Source organism: Amycolatopsis sp. NPDC058278 (assembly GCF_042881395.1).
Lineage (GTDB): Bacteria > Actinomycetota > Actinomycetes > Mycobacteriales > Pseudonocardiaceae > Amycolatopsis.
The window spans coordinates 1-19,969 of the sequence record NZ_JBHVXZ010000094.1 but is presented as its reverse complement, the minus strand read 5'-3'; the positions used below and the strand labels follow the sequence as shown (position 1 = coordinate 19,969).

General features: G+C 71.4%; 16 protein-coding genes. 2 read left to right on the top strand and 14 right to left on the bottom strand.

From position 1 onward, the window contains the following. Window positions 1-289: 289 nt before the first annotated feature. The gene (locus ACFVYA_RS35865) at window positions 290-1,339 is read right to left on the bottom strand and encodes a LacI family DNA-binding transcriptional regulator (RefSeq protein ID WP_387051398.1); all 1,050 of its coding nucleotides are present in this window, start codon (window positions 1,337-1,339) and stop codon (window positions 290-292) included. A 248-nt stretch (window positions 1,340-1,587) separates the two neighbouring features. On the opposite strand from ACFVYA_RS35865, the gene ACFVYA_RS35860 reads away from it, so the two are divergent. Then, window positions 1,588-1,896 carry a transposase gene (locus ACFVYA_RS35860; protein WP_387051396.1) on the top strand — a complete coding sequence of 103 codons (309 nt, stop codon included), beginning with the start codon at window positions 1,588-1,590 and terminating at the stop codon, window positions 1,894-1,896. Between the two features lie 113 nt (window positions 1,897-2,009). On the opposite strand, the gene ACFVYA_RS35855 is transcribed toward ACFVYA_RS35860, so the two are convergent. Beyond that, a complete protein-coding gene (locus ACFVYA_RS35855) occupies window positions 2,010-2,387 on the bottom strand; it encodes an SAM-dependent methyltransferase (RefSeq protein ID WP_387051394.1) in 378 nt (125 codons plus the stop codon). A gap of 10 nt (window positions 2,388-2,397) precedes the next feature. Here ACFVYA_RS35855 and ACFVYA_RS35850 point away from each other — a divergent pair, with 10 nt between their 5' ends. Continuing rightward, on the top strand, window positions 2,398-2,601 hold the full coding sequence (locus ACFVYA_RS35850) for a helix-turn-helix transcriptional regulator (protein ID WP_387051392.1): 204 nt from the start codon (window positions 2,398-2,400) through the stop codon (window positions 2,599-2,601). Here ACFVYA_RS35850 and ACFVYA_RS35845 read toward each other — a convergent pair. The 12 genes from ACFVYA_RS35845 to ACFVYA_RS35790 all read right to left on the bottom strand — a co-directional run. Further along, window positions 2,516-3,760, bottom strand: a complete 1,245-nt coding sequence (locus ACFVYA_RS35845; protein ID WP_387051391.1) for a sugar ABC transporter permease — start codon at window positions 3,758-3,760, stop codon at window positions 2,516-2,518. The genes ACFVYA_RS35850 and ACFVYA_RS35845 overlap by 86 nt on opposite strands. Further along, the gene (locus tag ACFVYA_RS35840; protein WP_387051389.1) at window positions 3,757-4,530 is read right to left on the bottom strand and encodes an ATP-binding cassette domain-containing protein; all 774 of its coding nucleotides are present in this window, start codon (window positions 4,528-4,530) and stop codon (window positions 3,757-3,759) included. The genes ACFVYA_RS35845 and ACFVYA_RS35840 overlap by 4 nt, the downstream gene beginning before the upstream one ends. Beyond that, window positions 4,530-5,579: a sugar ABC transporter substrate-binding protein gene (locus ACFVYA_RS35835; protein WP_387051387.1), complete on the bottom strand. Its 1,050-nt coding sequence runs from the start codon at window positions 5,577-5,579 to the stop codon at window positions 4,530-4,532. The genes ACFVYA_RS35840 and ACFVYA_RS35835 overlap by 1 nt, the downstream gene beginning before the upstream one ends. Before the next feature lie 22 nt (window positions 5,580-5,601). Further along, window positions 5,602-6,204: a histidine phosphatase family protein gene (locus ACFVYA_RS35830; protein ID WP_387051385.1), complete on the bottom strand. Its 603-nt coding sequence runs from the start codon at window positions 6,202-6,204 to the stop codon at window positions 5,602-5,604. Then, window positions 6,201-7,214, bottom strand: a complete 1,014-nt coding sequence (locus ACFVYA_RS35825; RefSeq protein WP_387051383.1) for a 2-hydroxyacid dehydrogenase — start codon at window positions 7,212-7,214, stop codon at window positions 6,201-6,203. Before ACFVYA_RS35825 ends, ACFVYA_RS35830 begins: the two co-directional genes overlap by 4 nt. Further along, window positions 7,211-8,650: an FGGY-family carbohydrate kinase gene (locus ACFVYA_RS35820; protein WP_387051381.1), complete on the bottom strand. Its 1,440-nt coding sequence runs from the start codon at window positions 8,648-8,650 to the stop codon at window positions 7,211-7,213. Before ACFVYA_RS35820 ends, ACFVYA_RS35825 begins: the two co-directional genes overlap by 4 nt. Next, a complete protein-coding gene (locus ACFVYA_RS35815) occupies window positions 8,647-10,092 on the bottom strand; it encodes an FGGY family carbohydrate kinase (protein WP_387051379.1) in 1,446 nt (481 codons plus the stop codon). Before ACFVYA_RS35815 ends, ACFVYA_RS35820 begins: the two co-directional genes overlap by 4 nt. Window positions 10,093-10,208: 116 nt before the next feature. Further along, window positions 10,209-10,994, bottom strand: a complete 786-nt coding sequence (locus tag ACFVYA_RS35810) for a DeoR/GlpR family DNA-binding transcription regulator (RefSeq protein WP_387051377.1) — start codon at window positions 10,992-10,994, stop codon at window positions 10,209-10,211. Between the two features lie 54 nt (window positions 10,995-11,048). Further along, complete coding sequence (locus ACFVYA_RS35805; RefSeq protein ID WP_387051375.1) at window positions 11,049-13,760, bottom strand: family 78 glycoside hydrolase catalytic domain; 2,712 nt, start codon at window positions 13,758-13,760, stop codon at window positions 11,049-11,051. Continuing rightward, a complete protein-coding gene (locus ACFVYA_RS35800) occupies window positions 13,757-17,317 on the bottom strand; it encodes a hypothetical protein (protein WP_387051374.1) in 3,561 nt (1,186 codons plus the stop codon). The genes ACFVYA_RS35805 and ACFVYA_RS35800 overlap by 4 nt, the downstream gene beginning before the upstream one ends. Beyond that, on the bottom strand, window positions 17,314-18,603 hold the full coding sequence (locus ACFVYA_RS35795) for an MFS transporter (RefSeq protein WP_387051372.1): 1,290 nt from the start codon (window positions 18,601-18,603) through the stop codon (window positions 17,314-17,316). Before ACFVYA_RS35795 ends, ACFVYA_RS35800 begins: the two co-directional genes overlap by 4 nt. 100 nt (window positions 18,604-18,703) lie before the next feature. Further along, on the bottom strand, window positions 18,704-19,969 hold a 1,266-nt coding region (locus ACFVYA_RS35790; protein ID WP_387051371.1), incomplete at its 5' end, for an alkaline phosphatase D family protein.

Sequence of the window (19,969 nt, the reverse complement as noted above, 5' to 3'; positions counted from 1 at the left end):
GCGAATCATGTCGGGTTGCCTTTCGAACCTCACCGCTTCGTCGGGGCGGTGTCCTGTAGGGGCAATCAGAGCTGTGACTGGGCCGCGCTCGTCGGTCGCACCGGGAGCCCGGGCTCACTCCACCTCCCGCACGGCGCGGCACGTCCGTCGGGAGGTAGCGGGTCGCTTCAAGGGGCAACCCTAGAACGTTCTATGCGTGAGCGACTATGACGTGCCGCCACCGGGACGTCAAGCCCGAAGCCGGCGACCTCGCGAAGTTGTCGACTTCGTTACCCGCCTGGCGAGGGAGTCAGTTCGACGCCGGCGGCCGAGGTTTGGCCGTGGTGCCACGGACGACAAGGGCCGGCGAGACGACATCTTCACGCGAAGACCGCGATCGATCGCCGAAACCTTCGAGACGCCTGATCGCGTGGGCGACGGACAGCCGGGCCATCAAGGCCGCGTCCTGCCGGACCGTGGTGAGGTCGATATGGGAGAAGCCGGCATGGTGCGTGTCGTCGAACCCGACGACCGACACCTGTTCGGGAACCCGGATCCCAGCCCGCAACAGCGTATCCAGCACACCCGTGGCACACCGGTCGTTGAACGCCAGGATCGCGGTGGGCAGCTCACCTGCCCCCAGGAGCTTGAAGACGCCCCGTGCCCCATCGTCTTCGGACATCCCGCCGGGAACGACGCACTCCCCGCCGGAAAGACCATGCCGCCGCATCGCCGCCCGGTAACCTTTCCGCCGCTCCGTGGCGCCGGGCGAGTTGCCGCCGTCGATGTGGGCGATCCGGGCATGTTCCAGCTCGGCCAGGTGGTCGACCGCGAGCTCGATCCCCTTGGCTTCGGCGGTACGGACGACGTCGATACCGGGTTCGGCAATACTGCGCGCCACCACGACGGTGGGCAACCGATCGGCAAGATCCGCCAGCCAGGCACGCGGAGATTGGGGCGCGAGCAGGATCAGCGCCTCGCACCGGTCGGCGAGCAGGGTGTCCACCGCACGGTCTTCGCCACGCGAGGCAGCCATACCACTGAGGACGACGTCGTACCCGGCGTCCTCGGCGGCGGCGTAGATGCCCTCGAGAAGGTCGGCGTGGAAGGGCTGCTGAATCCCGAACATCACGCCGAGCAGCTGCGATCTACCCTGCCTCAGCACCCGAGCGCGGGCGTCCGGGACGTAGCCGAGTTCCTTGGCGACCTGGAGGACTTTCTGCCGGTTCGCCTCACTGGCTCCGGAGGCGCCGCGCATGACGATGGAGACGAGCGCCGTCGAGACTCCCGCGTGCCGGGCGACGTCAGCCAGCGTTACGCGTCGTGGCCGTCCGACGGCTCGCTGATCACCTGCTGTCACGTCGCACCCCCTCGACCACACCCGGCACGCCCAGTCACACAACGAGCGGACATTCTCACACACGGTACAGGTCTTGATGACCCCTGCGCTGACACAGCATAATTCACCCGGCCTGGAACGTTCTACATCCGTATCGAGTCCTGCCCGATCGCCGTCACCCGCGAGGCGATCAACCTGTACGGGTCTGCTGCACGAGTAGGTGACATCTGAGTTGGCTTGCCGTGATGGTGAGCTGGGAGGATGTCGCTGTGCCCAAGCCCTACCCCCAGGAGTTCCGCGACGATGTCGTGCGGGTCGCCCGCAACCGTGAGCCCGGTGTGACCGTTGAGCAGATCGCCAAAGACTTCGGGGTCCACCCGATGACGCTGTTCAAATGGCTGCGCCAGGCCGACACCGACGAGGGCACCAAAGCTGTCGCGAGCGGGAGCGACTCGGCCGAGCTGCGCGAAGCGCGCAAGCGGATCAAGCTGCTGGAGCACAAGAATGAGGTCCTGCGCCGGGCGAGGGCGTATCTGTCGCAGGCGAACCTGCCGGGAGAAGGCTCTACCCGCTCGTGAGCGAGCTGGCCGCGGACGGTATCCCCGTCGCGGTGACGTGCCGGGTCTTGACCATCGCTCGACAGCCCTACTACCGGTGGCGTGCCGGGTGAGCACGGAGGCCGGCTTCCGGGTCAGGGTTTGTGCCCGACTCCGGCCAGCATCACGGACTCGCTGGGGTCCGCGAAGTCGATCACGGGCGTATCGGGGCCACTGTCCTCGGGGTGCCAGGACGCCGTCCACGTGACACCGGGCTCCAGCAGTGCGAAGTCGCCGAACAGCGCACCGAACTCCGCCTTCGACCGCAACACGTGTTTGCTGACGTCGTCGTCGTACATCCGGATGATCGCGTGCAGCTGGGCGGCGATCCCCTCGGGCAGTCCCTCGTGGGTGATCTGGGACAGCACCAGGTACGAGCCTGCCGGGTCGCCGCTGCGGCCCTGGCCACGACCCAACCTCGCCGGAACGCTCGACAGGTTGACTGCTCGCGAAACCGACGTGCTGCCGGGCATAGCTCAAGGGATGTCCAACGCCGAGATCGGCCGGCATCTCTGCATCGGTGAAGGCACCGTCTACACCCACGTGTCGCGCATCCTCGTCAAGCTCGGCGCACGCGACCGAGTGCACTACGAGACATCCCTTAAGCGCGACCGTGTGCCGCTCGTGATCGGCGTGCCACCGAGTCGAGCGCGACCGCCAGTGCGAGGACCAGCCCCGTCACCATGAAGCGGAACGACGAGTCGAGGTCGAGCAGCGTCAGCCCGCTCGAGATGGACTGGATCACGAGAATGCCCAGTAGAGCGGAGAAAGCACTGCCGCGACCGCCGAACAGGCTGGTGCCGCCGATGACCGCGGCCGCGATCGCGTTGAGGTTGACGTCGCCGGCGCCACTGGCCTGGTTGGCCGCCGCGAGCCGGGCCGCGGCGATCAGCCCGCCGAGCGCTGCCAGCGAGCTGCACAGCATGAAAACGCTGGTGTACATGCGTTTCACGTTGATGCCGGCCCGGCGGGCGGCCTCGACGCTGCCGCCGATCGCGAACACGGCCCGGCCCCACGCCGTGCGGGTCAGGACGTAGTTCAGGACCAGCACCAGCCCCACGAAGCCGACGAACAGCCAGCCCACGCCGCGGGCCTGGTTCAGGTACCACACCGCGAAGCCGAGTCCCAGGAGGACAACCACGCTCCGGGCCAGCAGCAGGGGGGTCGACCGCCCGGAAAGCCCGGCTGCCCGGCGGGCCCGGGCCAGCGAGTACCCGGTGAGGAAGATTCCCGCCGCCGCCGCGGCGACCAGCACGTACGACAGCCACGCCGGCACGAAGTCGAGCTGGGCGAAGTGCACCAGCCCGGAGTCGAACGGCAGGTTGATGGCGCCCTTGCTGCCGAGGAGCCACAGCTGCAGCCCGAGGAATCCGAGCAGCCCCGCGAGGGTCGCGACGAAGCTGGGCACCCCGAGCCGGGTGACCAGCTGCGCGTAGACCCAGCCGATCAGCGCACCGGCCACGATCGCGGCGAGAATCGCCAGCCACACGGACCACCCGCTGCTCACGAACGTGACCGCGGTGAGCGCGGCGGACAGCCCGCTGACCGAGCCGACCGAGAGATCGATCTGCCCGACGAGCAGCACGCACACGATGCCGAGCGCGATGATGCCGACCGACACGCTCTCCATCAGCAGGTTCACCAGGTTGGCGCTCGACAGGAAGACCGGGTTGAGGATCTGGAAGACGGTCCAGATCACCACCAGCCCGACGACGATCGGCAGCGCGCCGAGGTCTCCGGACCGGATCCGGTCGGCGATGGCGCCGAGCGCGGGCTTGAGTCCCTCACCGCGGCGCAGCCGCTCGTCGAGGAGGTCCAGCGTGGGAGCGGCCTTCGCTTGCGTCATCGGTTCTCCCTCTCCCGCACCCGGCGCGTGGCGACGTTGTCCGTAGCGCCGGTGATCGCGGCGATCAGGTCCTCGGTAGACACGTCGGCCGCGTCGAAGACGCCGTTGTTGCGGCCGAGGCGCAGGACCACGATGCGATCGGCGACGGCTCGGACGTCCTCCATGTTGTGGCTGATCATGATCACGCCGAGGCCGCGCTCACGCAGCCGCTCGATCAGGTTCAGCACCTCGGCCGTCTGCTCGACGCCGAGCGCGGCCGTCGGCTCGTCCAGGATGATGATCTTCGGGTCGCCCAGCAGGGAACGGGCGATCGCGACCGTCTGGCGTTGCCCGCCGGACAGGGACGCGACCGGGATCCGCACCGTCGGGATCTTCGCCGACAGCTGCCGCAGCAGCTCCCACGACCGAGTCTCCATCGCGACCTCGTCCAGCCGGCCCCGGCGGATCTCCCGGCCGAGGAACAGGTTCTCGACCACGTTGAGGTTCTCGCACAGCGCGAGGTCCTGGAACACCGTGGCGATGCCGAGCGAGTGCGCGGCCGCGGGGCTGTCGATCGTCGCCGCCCGGTCGGCGAAGGTGATCGTGCCCGTGTCCGCGCGGTGCACGCCGGCCAGCACCTTGACCAGAGTCGACTTGCCGGCCCCGTTGTCGCCCACGATCGCGACCACCTGACCGGCGGACACGTCCAGGTCGACGTCGGTCAGCGCGGCGACCGCGCCGAAGTGCTTGCTGATCCCGCGCAGCGACAGGACCGCGGTGTCCGTCTGCATCAGGCGATCCCGTGCTGCTTGCACGCCGCCGCGTACTCGCCGGTGCACACGTCGGACGGCTTGATCTGGTCGGACTTCGACAGCACGTCGGCGAGGCTGGCCAGGGTCACCACCGTCGGGTCGAACAGCTGAGACGGGGTGTTGAAGAGCGTCGTCTTGCCGGCCGGCTTCTCCCCCTTCACGAACTGGTACGCGACCTCGGCCGCGGCCTCCGCGACGATCTTGATGGGCTTGGAGATCGTGTTGTACTGCAGGCCGGCCACGATCCGCTGGGCGGCCGCGACCTCGAAGTCGTTGCCGGTCACCGGCGGCACGGGGGTGACCCCGGCGGCCTTGAACGCCGCGATCGCGCCACCGCCGGTGCCGTCGTTGGCGGCCACCACGCCCGCGACGCGACCGCCGAACCGGGTGATCTGGCCGGACACCCAGTCCTGGGCCTTGGCCGGCTGCCAGTCCGGCGTGTCGTACTCGGCGAGGAGCGGGAAACCGCTGGTGTCGACCGCCGAATGGATGCCCTTCTTGATCAGTCCCGCGGCCGCGTCCGTCGGCGATCCGTTGACTTCCAGGATCCCGCCCTGCGCGCCGGTTTCCTTCAGGTGCTTGACCAGGTCGTCGCCGATGGACTTGCCGATCTTCTCGTTGTCGAAGGAGATGTAGTAGTCGGCCGGGTTCCCAGGGATGGGCCGGTCGTAGGCGATGACGGGCACGCCCTGGGAGCGAGCGGTGTTGACGATGCTCGCCGCGGCCGTCGAGTCGACCGGGTCGATCACGATCGCCTTCACGCCCTGCGCGAGGGCCGAGTTCGCCTGCTGCTGCTGGCGAGACGCGTCCGCGTTCGCGTTCTGGTAGAGCACCTCGCAGTCCGCGCACAGCTGCTTGATCTTCGCCTTGAACAGCGGGCTGTCGTACAGCTCGTACCGCGTCGAGGCGATGTCCGGCATGAGGAACGCGATCTTGGCGTTGCCCGTGCCGCCACCGCCGCCGGTGCCGGCCGAGCAGGCGGACACGACCAGTGCGAGAGTCGCGACGAGGGTGACGAGTCGGCGCATGGCGATTCCCTTCGAGTACGCGTCAGTGCGCGCGGTTGAGCGAGACGAGGGCGACCGGGTCGGCCGGGTCGGCGGGCAAGCGGATCTCGGTGAGCGCGGCGTTGTCCAGTGCGGGGAAGATCCGCCGGTAGTGCTTGACCGGCAGGCCGAGGAGCACGCAGAGCGTGACCCGCAGGAGCGTGCTGTGGGCGACGACGAGCACGGTGCCGCCGTGCTGCGCGTCGAGTTCGCGGAGCGCGGCGGCGCCCCGGGCACCGGCGTCGGCGAGCGGTTCGGCACCGGGGAAGGCGTTGGCCTCGGGGTCCTCCCGGAACCGCCGGACCGCCTCGGGGTCCATCTCGGCGAGGGTGTGGGTCTCCAGCTCGCCGAAATCGACCTCCCGCAGACCCGTCCGCAGGTGCAGGGGGACGCCGAGCGCTTCGGCGGTGGGCGTCGCCGTGGCGACGGCCCGCTGCTGCGGCGAGCTGACGGCCGTGTCGACCCCCACCGACTCGGCCGTCTTGGCGAGCTGCTCGGCCTGCCGCAGCCCACGGTCGGTCAGCGCCGGATCGCTTCGCCCGCCGGCATACCGGTTTTCCGCGTGCCAAACCGTCTCGCCGTGCCGGGCGAGGAGCAGCCTGGTCATTTCCGCACCACCTCCGGGTTCGCGCAGTGCAGTGGCGGTTCGCCCGCCAGCCACCGGGCCGCCTCGACGCCCACCATCCGGGCCGCGCGCGCGGCCACCGCACGGCTCGCGCCCGCCAGGTGGGGCGTCATCACCACGTTCGGCGCGCTCCGCAGCGGGTGGTGGGCCGGCAACGGCTCCTGGTCGTAGACGTCCACCGCGGCGGCGAAGAGGTGGCCGTCCGTCAGTGCCTTCGCCAGGGCGTCGTAGTCCAGCAGCCCGCCCCGCGCGCAGTTCACCAGCACCGACCCGGGCGGCATCAGCGCCAGCTCGCGCTGGCCGATCATCCCGCGCGTGTCCTCGGTCAGCCGGGCGTGGAGCGAGACGACCGTGGACCGGGACAGCAGTTCGTCGAGCGGGACCGACTCGACGTCCGCGTAGGGATCCGAAACCAGGACGGTCGCGCCCATCGCGCGGAGGGCCACCGCCACCCGGCTGCCGATCGCGCCCGCGCCGACCAGGCCGACGGTGCTGCCCGCGACCTCGAGGCCGGTTTCCGCGTAGGCGTACATGCCGCTCTCCCACCGGCCCGCCACAACACTGTTGTGCGCCAAGGGAATCCTTCGCATCGCGGCCAGCATCACGGCGATCGTGTGCTCGGCGGTGGACTCCGCGTTGCGCCCCGGCGCGAACGTCACCGCCACCCCGTGTTCGGTGGCCGCGGCCAGGTTCGCGTTCACCGGCCCGCCGCGGGACACCGCGAACAGCTCCAAGCCGGGACACGCCTCGAGCACGCGGCGGGTCAGCGGTGCCATCTGCGTCAGGCACACGCGGACCCCTTGCAGGGCCTCGATCAGCTCGGACTCGACGTCGGACGCCTCGTCGACCTCCGCGACCTTGCCGAACGGCACGTGCGGCCACGGCAGTTCGAGGGTTCGCACGTCCCACGCGCCCGGCGCCAGTTCGGCGGCCAGCAACCGGTTCAGCACGAACTGGTCGCCGGCGAGGAGAATCGGTTCCGCCACGGTCATTCCTTCCACCACCCGCGGTCGGCGAGCGCCGCGACGAACGCGTGGTACGCGGGCGTCAGCTCGTCGTGCCGCTTCCTGTCCGGTTCCAGTGTGCGGCGCACCCGCACGAGCCGCCTCGCCGCGGCGGGGATGTCGCCGGACAGCGCGCCCGCCGCCAGCACGGCCATGCCCAGCGCGGGTTCCGGGTTCACCGGCAGCCGCACCGGCACGCCGAGCACGTCGCACCGCAGCTGGTTCCACCACTCGTTGCGCGCTCCGCCGCCGGTGAACGTCACCGGCCCGCCGACTTCCGCACCGGCCGACGCGAGCAGCTCGAACGACAACCGCTCCAGGTGCGCGACGCCCGTGCACACCGCGGCGAACACCCGGGCGTCCTCGCCCGAAACGACCAGCGGCCCGTCGTCGAGGAAGCCGCGTGCTTCCGGTGCCACGAAAGGGAAGCGCTCACCGTGCCCGACCAGGGGGTAGCACAGCGGCACGTCGTCGATCCCGGCGGCGGCGGCCGTCAGCGCGGCCAGGTCGGCGGACGGGAACAGCGCCCGTACCGCGCCCGCGCCCGTGCTGGACGCGCCCCCCGGCAGCCACAGGTCCCCGTGCGGCGCCCGGTGCGAGTACACAGCACCGGTCGGGTCGTGCGGCAGTGTCGTGCTGACCCCCTTGAGCGCCAGGGTGGTGCCGAGCACCGAGTTCCACTCGCCGACGTCGAGCGCGCCGGCGGCGAGCTGCGCCGCGCACCCGTCGGTCATGCCGGCGACCACCGGGGTGCCTGCCGGGATCCCCGTCGAGGACGCGGCATCCGCGCACACCTCGCCGAGCACGCTCCCCGGCCGCACCACCTCCGGCAGCACGTCTTCCGGGATGCCGAGCTCAGCCAGCACGGCTGCCGGCCAGCGGTCCCCGATCAGGTCGTACCCGGTCTTGAGCGCGTGGCTGGCGTCGCTGGCCACCGGGTGCCCGACGAGCGCGGCGGTCACCACGTCCGGCTGGTGCGCGAGCCGCACGTCCGGGCCGAGCAACCCCTCTTGCCGCCACCACAGCAGCTTCGGCAGCGCCCACGCCGGCTGCATCCGGTACCCGAGCCGGCTCCACAACGCTTCGCCTGCCTCTTGGGCGGCTACGGCGAACGCGCCGGCGCGGGTGTCGTCGTACATGAGGCCGGGCGTGCGCGGCGAGCCGCCGGTTCCGGTGAGCAGCACGGTCCCCGAGGTGGCACAGACGGCGACCGCACCGACCGCGCGACCACCCAGGTCCAGCCCTGCCAGCGCCTCTGCGGTCAAGGCCCACCAGGCGCCGGGGTCCTGCTCGTGCCGGTTCCCGGACCGGGTCCCCCGCAGCGGCCGGCGAGCGGACGCGACGGTCTCTCCCGCACCGTCGACCGCGAGTGCGCGGACGCTCTGCGTCCCGAGGTCGACGCCGACCCACAGCGGTTCGCTCATCGCCAGCGGTCCCATCGGGTCGCCGCCAGCGCACGGGTCTCCAGGAACTCCGCGTGCGCCTGCTCATACAGGTCGCTCGTGGCGGCGTCCGGCTCGTAGCGGGCCGCGTGCCGGACCAGTGCGCTCGCCGCGGCCGTCAGGTCCGGGTAGTCGCCGAGCGCCGTCAGCGCGAACACCTGCGCTCCCTTCGCGCCGACTTGTGAGTCCTCAGTGGACACCGCGGGCACGCCGGTGATGTCGGCGATCAGCCGGCACCACAACGGACTCGCCGCGCCACCGCCGCACAGTCCCAGCTCGACCGGCCGGGCCGGCGCCGCGTCGAGGCAGTCGCGGATGACGTGCGCCAGGCCCTCGAGGACCGCGCGGGCGAGGTGCGTGCGGCCGTGGGAGAACAGCATTCCGGCGACGAACCCGCTCGCCGCCGGGTCGAGGAACGGCGCCCGCTCCCCCGCCGGCGACAGGTACGGCCAGACCCGCAACCCGTCCGCTCCCGGCGGGGCCTGCGCCGCCAGCGTGGTCACCTCGTCGTGGTCGGCCAGGCCCAGAAGGCCGACGAGCCAGTCGACGACACCGGTGCCGGCGAGCGTGGGGAACGAGCGCATGAGCAGGCCGGGCGTGCCGAAGTCGAGTGTCAGCCCGGACGGCTCCCCCGTCGTGTCCGGCGCCGCCACCAGCATCTCCGTGCACAGTGTCGTGCCGAGGATGCAGGCCGCCTGGCCGACGTCCGTGGCGCCGGCGCCGAACGCCGTGGTCACGATGTCGTACGGGGCGAGCACGACCGGCGTGCCTGCCGGCAGGCCCAGTTCGGTCGCGGTGAGCGGCTGGACCTGGTCGGTGAGCAGGGGTGGCAACACCGCGGGGTCGATGCCGTACAGCTCCGTGAGCTCGGCCGAATAGGTGCCCTGGTGGATGTCGAGCCAGGGCGCGGACGCCTCGGACTTCTCGATGCCGAGGACGCCGGTCAGTTTGAGGAACAGCCAGCCACCGCAGGTCAGGACGGTGCAGGGTTCGTCGCGACGCAGGGAGCGGAGGATCGCGTTGGGCAGACCGGCGTTGGTGAGCGAGCCGTTGATCCGGTACGCGCGCTCGAGGGTCCCGTCGGCGCGCCAGTCCCGGACGACGTCGGTGGCGCGGCCGTCATTCCACAGGACCGCGGGTCCCGCCGGCCGGCCGTCGGGGCCGACGAGCCAGGCGCCGTCACCCTGCGCGGTGACCGCGAGCAGCCGCACCGGGCGCGCGACCCGCGCGACCGCCTCGCCGACGGTCGCGACGACCGCGTCCCACACCTCGAGCATGTCCTGCTCGCACCGTTCCCGGCTCGGGTGGCGCACGGTGGTTTCCCGCCGCGTGACCGCGAGTTCGCGGCCGTCCATGTCGAACACCACGGTCTTGATGACGGTCGTGCCGGCATCGACGCAGATCGCGACTTCGTTGTCTGCCACGGCGACATTAGAAACGCATCGACCAAAACTTCGCAACTCTTAACATTGATCTTGAACGAGGCGACTGTTTTCCTGGTCCAGAACGATCCAGGAGCTCCCGAATTTCACATAAGTTCTCAAGCGAGGTCGATCGTGGCGCCTCGCGCCCGCTCCCGCCGGACCACTTGGTCCGGGGTCGCGTCGTCCACGACCACCCGATGGAGGTCGGCGAGCCGGACGAGCCGGTGCAGGGCGCGCCGGTCGAACTTGGTGTGGTCGATGAGCGCCACGCTGCGCGCCGCGGACGCGATCAGGGCCCGGCGGGTGATCACCGTGTCGAGCGACTGGATGTAACAGACGCCTTCGGCCACCGCGGTCGTCGAGAGGAACAGCAGGTCGTAGCGCAGGCCGGCGGCGGCGTCGGCGGTGGCCTGGCCGAGGAACGAATCGTAGGCGGCGTCGTACCGGCCGCCGAGCCCGATCAGCTCGATGCCCGGCTGGGCGGCGAGCGCCCGGATCACCGGCTGGAAGTGCGTGACGACGGTGAGGGGCGCCTTCGCGGGCAGCAGCCGGGCGAGCACGAGCGAAGTCGTGCTGTCGTCCAGGGCGATGACCTGGCCGGGCTGGACCTCGGTGCGCACGACCTCGCGCGCGATGGCCAGTTTCGCGTCGACCTGCGCCTGCATGCGGTGTTCGAGGTCGCCGTGGAACGTGGTGGTCGGGGCGCTGGTCGCGCCACCGCGCACCTTGTGCAGGAAGCCGAGCCGCTCCAGCTCGTCGAGGTCGCGGTGGACGGTCATGATGCTCACGCCGTAGTGCTGGGCCAGCGTGTCGACCCGCACGAACCCGGCCTCGGCGACCTGCCGCCGCATCGCGCCACGCCGAAGCTCGGGGTTGCGCCGTGCGCCATCAGGGATGTTCACGCCGCCCAGCATGCACCAGCGCACGCGCCGTCCGCGCCAGGCACGGCCGCACGCTCACTCCAGGAGCTTTTCCAGCGCGCGTTCGGCGGCCGAGGAGTCCGAAAGCGTCTTCATGGCCAGGAGGCCGGCCAGTTCGGACGCCGGCCGGTCGAGGTGGCGCCCGGCTCGCCGGGCGGCGTCGACGGCGTCGTCGGCGATCCCGTGCGAGATCAGCAGCGACACCGCGTCCGCCCACTTCGGGGAGCCGATGAGGTCGCGAACAGTCCGCACGGGCGGCGGCGAGAGACACGGGTCGGGCACCGTCCAGCTGTGCCGGCCGTGCCGGACCTCGACGAGCGCCTCGCCCGGGACCTGCACCTTCGCCGTCACGCCCGGCGGGACCACGACGTCCAGCGTGAACTGCCCGTCGCGCCGCTGCCAAGCCACCGAAGCCTCACCGTAGGGCGTCTCGTGCCTGGCCGAAGCGTGCGTGAGCGCGGCGTCCGGGATCGGGCGGACGGTCAGCTCGCGGTATCCCGGAGCCGACGGTGCCAGCCCGGCCACCGTGCGGTGCAGCCAGTCGGCCACCGCACCCAGCGCGTAGTGGTTGAACGACGTCATCTCGCCCGGGTTGATCGTCCCGTCCGGCAGCATGCTGTCCCAGCGCTCCCAGATCGTCGTCGCCCCCATCGTCACCGGGTACAGCCACGACGGGCACCCGCGCTCCAGCAGCAGCCGGTACGCCAGCTCCGGGTAGCCGGCGCTCGTCAGCGCGTCCGCGATCAGCGGGGTGCCGACGAAACCGGTGGCGATGCGGAAACCGTTGGCGCGCACCAGGTCGGCCAGCCGCCGGCCGGCCACGGACCGCTGCTGGAGCGTCGGCAGCAGCGCCCACTCGATGGCCTGCGCGTAGACGGTCGGCGCGTCCGAGAGCACCCGGCCCGAGCCGGTGACGTACTCCCGCGCGAACGCCTCCCGCGTCCGCTCGGCCAGCGTCCGGTATTCCGCACCGTCCCGGCCCAGCACCTCGGCGGCGGCGGCCACGATCTCCGCGGACCGCACGAGGTACGCCGTCGCGACCACGTCGGAGTCGGCTCTCGCGGCGAACGGGTCGTCCGGTGGTGCGGCCGGGTCGAGCCAGTCGCCGAACTGGAACCCGCCGGACCAGACGCCGTCCGTGGTCAGCGAAGCGATCTTGCCGACCCACCCGCGCATGCTGCCGAACTGCCGCTCCAGCACCTCCACGTCACCGAAGCGCTGGTAGAGCACCCACGGCACGACGACCGCCGCGTCGCCCCACGCGGTCGCCGTCGGATCGTCGCCGGGCAGCACGTCCGGGACCACGAACGGCACCGCGCCGTCCGGACGCTGGTCGGCCGCGAGGTCGGCCAGCCACGAGCGCAGGAACCCGGCGCTGTCGTAGAGGAAGCTCGCCGTCGGCGAAAAGACCTGGATGTCGCCGGTCCAGCCGAGCCGCTCGTCGCGCTGCGGGCAGTCGGTCGGCACGTCGAGGAAGTTGCCGCGCATGCCCCACACGACGTTCTCGTGGAACTTCTCCAGGTCCGGGTCCGAGCAGCCGAACCAGCCGGTGCGCCGCAGATCGCTGTGCACCACCACGGCCTCGAGGTCGTCGGTCCGCAGATCGTCCACTCCGGACACCTCGGCGTACCGGAAACCGTGGAACGTCAGGCTCGGCTCCAGCACGGTCTCCGCGGCGCCGGGCAGGACGTAGGTGTCCGTCGCCTTCGCCGACCGCAGCGGGCGCACGCCCAGCTCACCGTTCTCCAGCACCTCGGCGTGCCGCACGGTGACCTCCCGCGCGCCGCGCACGCGCAGCCGCACCCAGCCGACGACGTTCTGCCCGAAGTCGACCAGCGTCTTCCCGGACGGTACGGACCACACGTTCACCGCCGGCACCACCTCGGTCACCCGCACCGGCGGGCCCTCCGGGGCGACCAGGCGGCCGAAGTCGGCGTCCACCACCTCGACCGCATCCACAATGGACGGCTCGGCCGTGAAATCGGTGTGCTGCCCGTCATAGAGGTCGTCGGCGACGATCCGGCTCTCGCGGGCCGACCACCGCTCGTCGGTGCCGATGACTTCGGTCGAGCCGTCGGCGTAGGTGACCTCCAGCTGCGCCAGCAGGGCGAGCCGGTCGCCGTAGACCGCGCGCCGGCCGGACCAGCCGAGCCGGCCGCGGTACCAGCCGTTGCCGAGCAGCACCTCCACGTCGTTGGTCCCCTCGCGCAGGAGCGAGGTGACGTCGTGCGTCTGGTACCGCAGCCGGTGCCGGTAGCTCGTCCATCCGGGAGCCAGGACCTCGTCGCCGACGCGCTTGCCGTTGATCGTCGCGGTGTAGACGCCGTGCGCCGTCGCGTACAGCCGGGCGGAGACGATGCCGGGCCGCAGCGTGACGGACCGGGTGAGGATCGGGGCGCGCTGCCCGATGCCGCCGATCGTGCGGGGGCTGACGAACTTCGCCGACCAGTCCTCGGCCCGCAGCAGCCCGGTTTCCACCGTCGCGGGCTCCGACCACGCACCGCCGGGCTCGACGCGGACCCGGACGGTCGCGCGGGTCCGCGACGGCAGCGGTGCGAACGGCCACGGCACCAGCACCTGCTCGGCCGAGGCGACCCGGGCCGTGCGCCAACCGTCCAGTTCGATCTCGTAGGCGGTCTGCGCCCAGCCGGGATCGCCGGTGCGCACCTGCCACGACAGCCGTGGCGTGCCGGTGCCGATGCCGAGTGCGGTGTCCAGGTGCTCGAACCGGACGGCGGTGACGGTCAACGGTCGCTCTCCTTTTCGTGCTGTACCAGCCGCACCGGGCCGAACAGTCCGGTGCGGACCTGTCCGGCAGCCACGGCCGACGTGGGTGACGCGTCGTCGAGGTACCCGGCGAGGGTCCCGCGGACGACGACCTCCAGTTCGTTGGCTCCCGGCCGGAGCGCGTCCGAGATTTCGCACCGCCATGGCCCCCAGACCAGGCGGTCGACCAGGTGCCCGTTCACCACGACGTCCGCGGTGCCGCGGACCTCGCCGAGGTCGAGCACGACGCGACCGGGCAGGGCTTCGATCGTCGTGCGGTACCGGACCAGACCGCCGAGCGCGCGCAGCCCGAGGTCCTCCCAGCTGCGCAGCTCGACCGGCGCCTCGGCCGTCTCCACCTCGATCCCGGCGTCGAGCAGGGCGCCGCCGCGGCGCCCGTCGACCGCGCGGAACCGCAGCTGGACCGGGGTACCTCCCGCCAGCGGCTCGGGGAAGCGGACGCGCTGGTCGACCGGCTTGAACTCGGTCTCCCCGACCCGCACGAGCACCTCGAGACCGGTCGGGATCCGCAGCGCCACCGCGCCGAGCGGGGCCGGGAAGGTCAGCGTTTCGGTGCGCTCCGCGGCCGGTGCGGCGTCTTCGACGTCGGGGACCACGGGCACGACGACGTCGCCCGGAGCCGCCGCAGGTTCGAGCCAGTGCGCGCCGGGCAGGGGGTGCGGCCGCGGGTACAAGCACAGGAAGCGCGGGTCGCGCTTGTGCGAACGGCGCACCTCGCCCCAGTGCGGACCGCTGACCAGACGCGGATCGGCCGAGTCGACGGCCACCGGTCCGGACGTGACGAGCGTGAGGGTGTTCTCGCCGGGCCGGAGGTGTTCGCGCAGGTCGTAGGGGTGGATGCGGATCTCGCGGAAGCCCGGGTAGGGGTTGAAGTCGCCCTGGCGCCCGACCTCGGTCCCGTTCACCAGCACCCGGCAGGCCTCCTCACTGGCGACCTGGACGATCGCCTCGCCGGGCAGCTCGTCGACGTCGAAGCTGCGGTTGAGCTCGCCGCCGGCGAGCCATTCCGGCCTGCGGTAGGCCGCCGGATCGGTGACGACCGCGAACGACGCTCGCAGCGGGCCGTCCTCCTCGGCGGTGAGCTCGATCTCCACGCGCACCGTCCGGCCGGCCGGAAGCGGGCTGAACGACTGGTACCCGGGGCCGTCGGCAGGCAGTTCCGAGCCGTCCGCGAACACCCGCCGCGCCGCGCTCGCCCCGACCGCGAGGAACAGCCCGTCGCGGTCGGGCAGGGGAAGGTACGTGCGGATCGCGACCGTCTCCCCGGCGCGGACGTGCCGCCAGTCGAGGAACTCCTCGGGCACGTAACCCTTGGGGCCCAGCGTTTCCCCGTGGCCAGGGTCGTCACGGATGCCGCGGGACAGCGACCAGGTGGCGGGCCGCCACCCGGCTGCGTCCCGGACCTCCGCGAACACGCCGTACCCGGCCAGTGCGGCACCGAACCGCCAGACCTCGATCGGCAGCACCCCGGTGCGGGCCGGGTCGGCGAGGTCGCCGTGCCGGTTGTCCAGTGTGGACTCGGCGACCGCGTGCCAGCCGTCGACGGCCACCTCGCCGACCACGGGCCCGGGTGGGGTGCGGGCCGGCTCGGGCAGGTCGTCGCCGAACACCAGCAGCGTGATCGGACCATCGGTGAAGGCGACCTCAACCTCGCCGTTCACGACGGGGACGTTCGTGCGGTCCCCGGTGCGCGGGTTCCACTGCTGGGCCCGCCCGGTGACCCCGCTGACGCGGGCGACCCGGTCGCCGGGCGGCACGAACTCGTACCCGATGTCGTGCAGCTGCCGCCAGTACTCGTCCCACGGGAAGCCCTTCTCCGTCCAGTCCTCCCGGTCGAGGTCGATGATCGGCGCACGCGTGCCGGTGTGCTCGTCGTGCGCGGTGAGCAGCAGGACGTGCCGGTCACCGTGGCGGCGCAGCAGGAACGGGACGTCGACGGTGATCCGGGGTTCCGGGAGGACCGCGGGCACGTCGTCCGGCTCGGCAACCGCGATCGCGCCCTCGACCGCCGCGCCACCGACGCAGACCACCGTCCCGCCGGCCGCGGCGAACTCGGCGAGCCGGGCCGCCGCGGCCGGGAGCAGCAGCTCGACCGCGGGCAGGACCACCGCGCGGTAGGTCTCCTCGCCGATCCGCAATCCCCCGGCGGTCACCGTTCCCGACGCGATGGTGGCCTCGTCGAGCGTGTCGTGGTCGATCCCGGCCCGCTCCAGCACGCCGCGTTCCTCGGCGAACCACGTGCCCACGCCGTTGAGCGCGTGGAAGGTGGCGCCGGCCCGCTCGGCGGGCGGCAGCGGACCGGCCAGGGTGAGGTAGGCCTGCGCGGTGCTGGTCGGCGACAGCAGCACGACGTCGCATTCGTGGGTACCGGTGGTCAGCACCGAGCACAGCCGGCTCACGGCGCCGGAGAACTGGTGGTAGGACGGCCAATACGGCTGGCGCCAGCAAGTCGACGGCGGCGCCCACTCCCACCAGCCGCCCGCGGTCGAGTAGTACACCGCGTGGGGGTCGTAGAGCGTCGCGCCCCGGCGCAAGAACGGAGCGAGCCAGTCGTAGGTCTCTTCAAGCGTGCCGCCCCAGCCGGAGGAGTGGAACGCCTCGATCCACGTGCGTGGGTGCCCGTGCGCGTGGGCGAGCGAGCTGTGCACCTTCGCGTCGCCCCAGTGGTCGCTGCCCGGCGCTCCGTAGCCCGAGTGCGTGCCCAGGTAGTCGCCGTAGATCCGCACCCCGCCGACCGGGTCGCCCTCACGCGCCGGGCTGGCCTGGTCGAACCCGCAGATCAGGCCGTGGTCGCCGAACCACTCGGTCAGTGGATCGAAGAACGCGCGACGGGCGAGCCGGGCACGGTGTTCCTGGTAGTCCCGCCGGATGCGGGCGGACTCGGCGTCCGCGCCTTCGTAGAGCGCGGACAGCCGCGGCGTCAGGTCGTAGCCGTAGTGCGCGGCGAAGGTTTCCGCGAAGTCGGGCCCCCACGTCGGCAGCGGCGGCAGCTCGTCCTGGAAGAACCCGGGGATCACGGTCCCGAACCAGCGGCCGACGTGCCGTTCCAGCTCACCGTGCACCTGGTCGAGCAGGGCCGCGCAGGCCGCTTCGCCGAAGTAGTCGAAGCCGCTGACGTGGTGGCCGATCGTGCCGTCGGGCTCGCGGTGCAGGGCCAACCCGGCGAACTCCGGGCGGGCCGCGGTGAGGCGACCCTGGAAGTTCGCGCCGGAGAACCCGATCTGGTCGTACATCCACAGCCGGAAGCCCAGCTCGGCGGCGTCCGCGCAGGCGCCGTCCAGCAGCTCGATCCACCTCGGACTCAGGAACGGCGGGTCGTCGGCCAGCGAACCGAACATCGGCCCGGTGGGCGCCAGGCACATCACCACGGCCTGCCGGACGCCCTGGGCCACCAGCTGTTCCAGTTGCCACCGGATCCGGTCCCGGGTGACCGGGCCCCCGCTCCACCACCAGATCGGCAGCGGGGAGAACTCGGGGCCGGGATCGGTGAACCGGGTCAGCAGCTCGTCGGCACTCATGCGGTCGCGCGCTCCGCCTCGATCTGTTCCAGCGACTTGCCCGAGGTGTCCGGCATGAAGAAGAACCCGGTCGCACCGCTGATCACCAGGAACAGCGTGAGCAGACCGCCGGCGAGGGTGAACCCGCCGGCGGCCAGCGTCGGCAGGAAGAAGCTCCACACGCCCAGCAGCGTCCGCGCGACCCCGAAGGTGAAGCCTTGCGCGGTGCCGCGCAGCATCGTCGGGAACAGTTCCTGGCTCCACACCTTGTAGAAGGCCTCACCGGCGAGCGAGCAGCCGACGCCGAACAGCACGATGTTCGCGATGATCACCGGGATGGTGAACGGCAGCACGACGTAGAGGCCGTAGGCCACGACCTGCATCACCGCGCCGATGCCCCACATCCACTTGCGCGTCTGGTGGCTGCGGTCGGCGAACTTCATGAACACCAGCGTCGTCACGCCGATACCGATCACGAACCCGGCGCAGGACAGGGCGACCCCGGCCGCCTGGCTGCCCGCGTTGAGCGTCTTGATGACGTACGGCGTGAAGATGCCGGCGGTGCCCGCCGCGATGTTCCAGAACACGTAGACGATCCCGGTGAACAGCAGGGCCTTGAGCTGGGCGCCGCTGAACAGCGCCTTCAGCCGGTGCTTGACGTCCTTTGTGGACGAGGCCGACGTCCAGCGGGCCGATTCGGACAGACCGCGCCGCATCGCCCACGTCACCAGCGCGACCACGAACAGGTGCAGGAACACGATCCGCGCGCCCAGCAGGTCCAGCGGCGTGAGCACCAGCGACAGCAGCAGCACGATCACCGGGCCCAGGTTCCACGCGACCTGTGTGAAGCCCAGGAGTTTGCCGCGCGCCTTCGCCGGTGAGAACTCGCCCACCAGCGCCAGCGACGTCGGCACGTCCGCGCCCACCGCGACGCCCACGACGAAGGTGCCGATGAACAGCATCGGCGTGTTGACCGCGAGCGCGATGCAGAGGATGCCGACCGCGTAGACCAGCAGGTCGTACTTGTAGATCCGTTTCCGGCCCAGCTTGTCGCCGAGCCGTCCGCCGATGAACGCGCCGATGGCGCAGCCGATCGCGTTGGGGCCGATCGCGGCGAGCGCGCCCACCGCGCCGTCCGAAAGGCCCAGGTAGCTCTGGAACAGGGCCAGCCCGGCGCCGAGTGCGACGATCGATCCGGCGTCGAGGTAAGAGGCCATGCCCGCGAGCACGGACCACCGCCACTGTTGCCGGCTGATCGTGCCGCCGTCCTCGACGGAGCGGGCACCGAGGGCTTCACCCGATGTCATGTGGGGCTCCTCGTCTTCGTTGACGCGGGTCACTTTGAAACGTATTAAGCAGGCAGGCTAGCTCGCCCCGCGGCGCCCTGCACCGCGGGGCGACGACCGATCACGCGTTCTGTACGCCCGGGACCCGGTCCTCCACCACGAAGCTCGCCCGGGTGGAGACCGGCGCGCCCGGCTTCTGCACGTACGGCAGCACACGGAAGTCGCTCTGCCAGCGCTCCCGGTTCACGTTCACCCGCACGTAGCCGCGCTGGGTGTTGATGAACTTCATGTGCGGGTTGGCGGCGAGGAACCCCTGCGCCTCGGGGGTGGTGTCCGCGCCGTCGCCACCGCTGGTGATCGATGTGCCCACGAACTCCGACGCCACCGTGGGGGAGGTCGGGTCGGCGTAGTCGCGCTTCAGGTCCCACGCGTAGTTCTGGTGCCGGTCCCCCGTGATGACCACCATGTTGCGCACGCCCCGGTCCTGGACCGCCGCCAGGAGCCGGTTCCGGTCGGCGACGTAGCCGTCCCACGGGTCGTACCAGACGTCGAGTGCCGGACCCGGGTCCCGGTCGGTCTGGCCGATCGGGGCTTGGTTGCCCAGGATCTGCCACCGCGCCTTCGACCGGGAGAAGCCGTCGAACAGCCAGTTCCGCTGCCGGTCGCCGAGGATCGTCCGGTTTTGGTCGAACCGTTCGGTGCAGTTCGTGCCGTTGCCGTCGCCGCAGGGCTGGTCGTCGCGGTACTGACGGGTGTCGACCATGGTGAGGTCGGCCAGGCGACCGTAGTTCAGCCTGCGGTAGATGTGGATGTCCGGGCCGACCGGCATCTGCGCGCGCCGGAGCGGCAGGTTCTCGTACATGGCCTGGAACGCCGCCGCCCGGCGTTGGCGGAAGACCGCCGGGTCCTGGTCCGGTTCGGTGTCGACCTTCGAGATGTCGCCGGCCCAGTTGTCCTCCACCTCGTGGTCGTCGAAGGTGGTGATGAAGGGGTGGGCCGCGTGGGCGTTCTGCAGCGGCGCCTCCGTCTTGTACAGCGAGTACTGCAGCCGGTAGCGCGCGAGGTCCATCGCCTCGGTGTGGAAGCGGGGATCGGTCACCACGCCGCGCCGGTTCGTGCCCACCCCGGACTCGTACACGTAGTCGCCCAGGTGGACGACGAAGGCCACGTCCTCGGCCGCGATGTGGTCGTACGCCGTGAAGTAGCCGTCCTGCCACGCCTGGCACGACGCGAAGGCGAAGTTCAGCTCGCGCGGGTCGGACCACGCCGGGGGCATGGTCCGCGTGCGGCCGGCCGGCGAGATCTCCCCGCCGGTGCGGAACCGGTAGAAGTACTCGTGGTCCGGCGCCAGGCCGTGGATCTCCGGGTGCACCGAATGGCCCAGTTC

Coding starts and splice junctions, on each gene's coding strand:
- ACFVYA_RS35795 (WP_387051372.1), bottom strand. CDS start 18,603: ATGACATCGGGTGAAGCCCTCGGTGCCCGCTCCGTCGAGGACGGCGGC.
- ACFVYA_RS35855 (WP_387051394.1), bottom strand. CDS start 2,387: ATGCCCGGCAGCACGTCGGTTTCGCGAGCAGTCAACCTGTCGAGCGTT.
- ACFVYA_RS35835 (WP_387051387.1), bottom strand. CDS start 5,579: ATGCGCCGACTCGTCACCCTCGTCGCGACTCTCGCACTGGTCGTGTCC.
- ACFVYA_RS35800 (WP_387051374.1), bottom strand. CDS start 17,317: ATGAGTGCCGACGAGCTGCTGACCCGGTTCACCGATCCCGGCCCCGAG.
- ACFVYA_RS35820 (WP_387051381.1), bottom strand. CDS start 8,650: ATGAGCGAACCGCTGTGGGTCGGCGTCGACCTCGGGACGCAGAGCGTC.
- ACFVYA_RS35850 (WP_387051392.1), top strand. CDS start 2,398: ATGTCCAACGCCGAGATCGGCCGGCATCTCTGCATCGGTGAAGGCACC.
- ACFVYA_RS35830 (WP_387051385.1), bottom strand. CDS start 6,204: ATGACCAGGCTGCTCCTCGCCCGGCACGGCGAGACGGTTTGGCACGCG.
- ACFVYA_RS35840 (WP_387051389.1), bottom strand. CDS start 4,530: ATGCAGACGGACACCGCGGTCCTGTCGCTGCGCGGGATCAGCAAGCAC.
- ACFVYA_RS35825 (WP_387051383.1), bottom strand. CDS start 7,214: ATGACCGTGGCGGAACCGATTCTCCTCGCCGGCGACCAGTTCGTGCTG.
- ACFVYA_RS35845 (WP_387051391.1), bottom strand. CDS start 3,760: ATGACGCAAGCGAAGGCCGCTCCCACGCTGGACCTCCTCGACGAGCGG.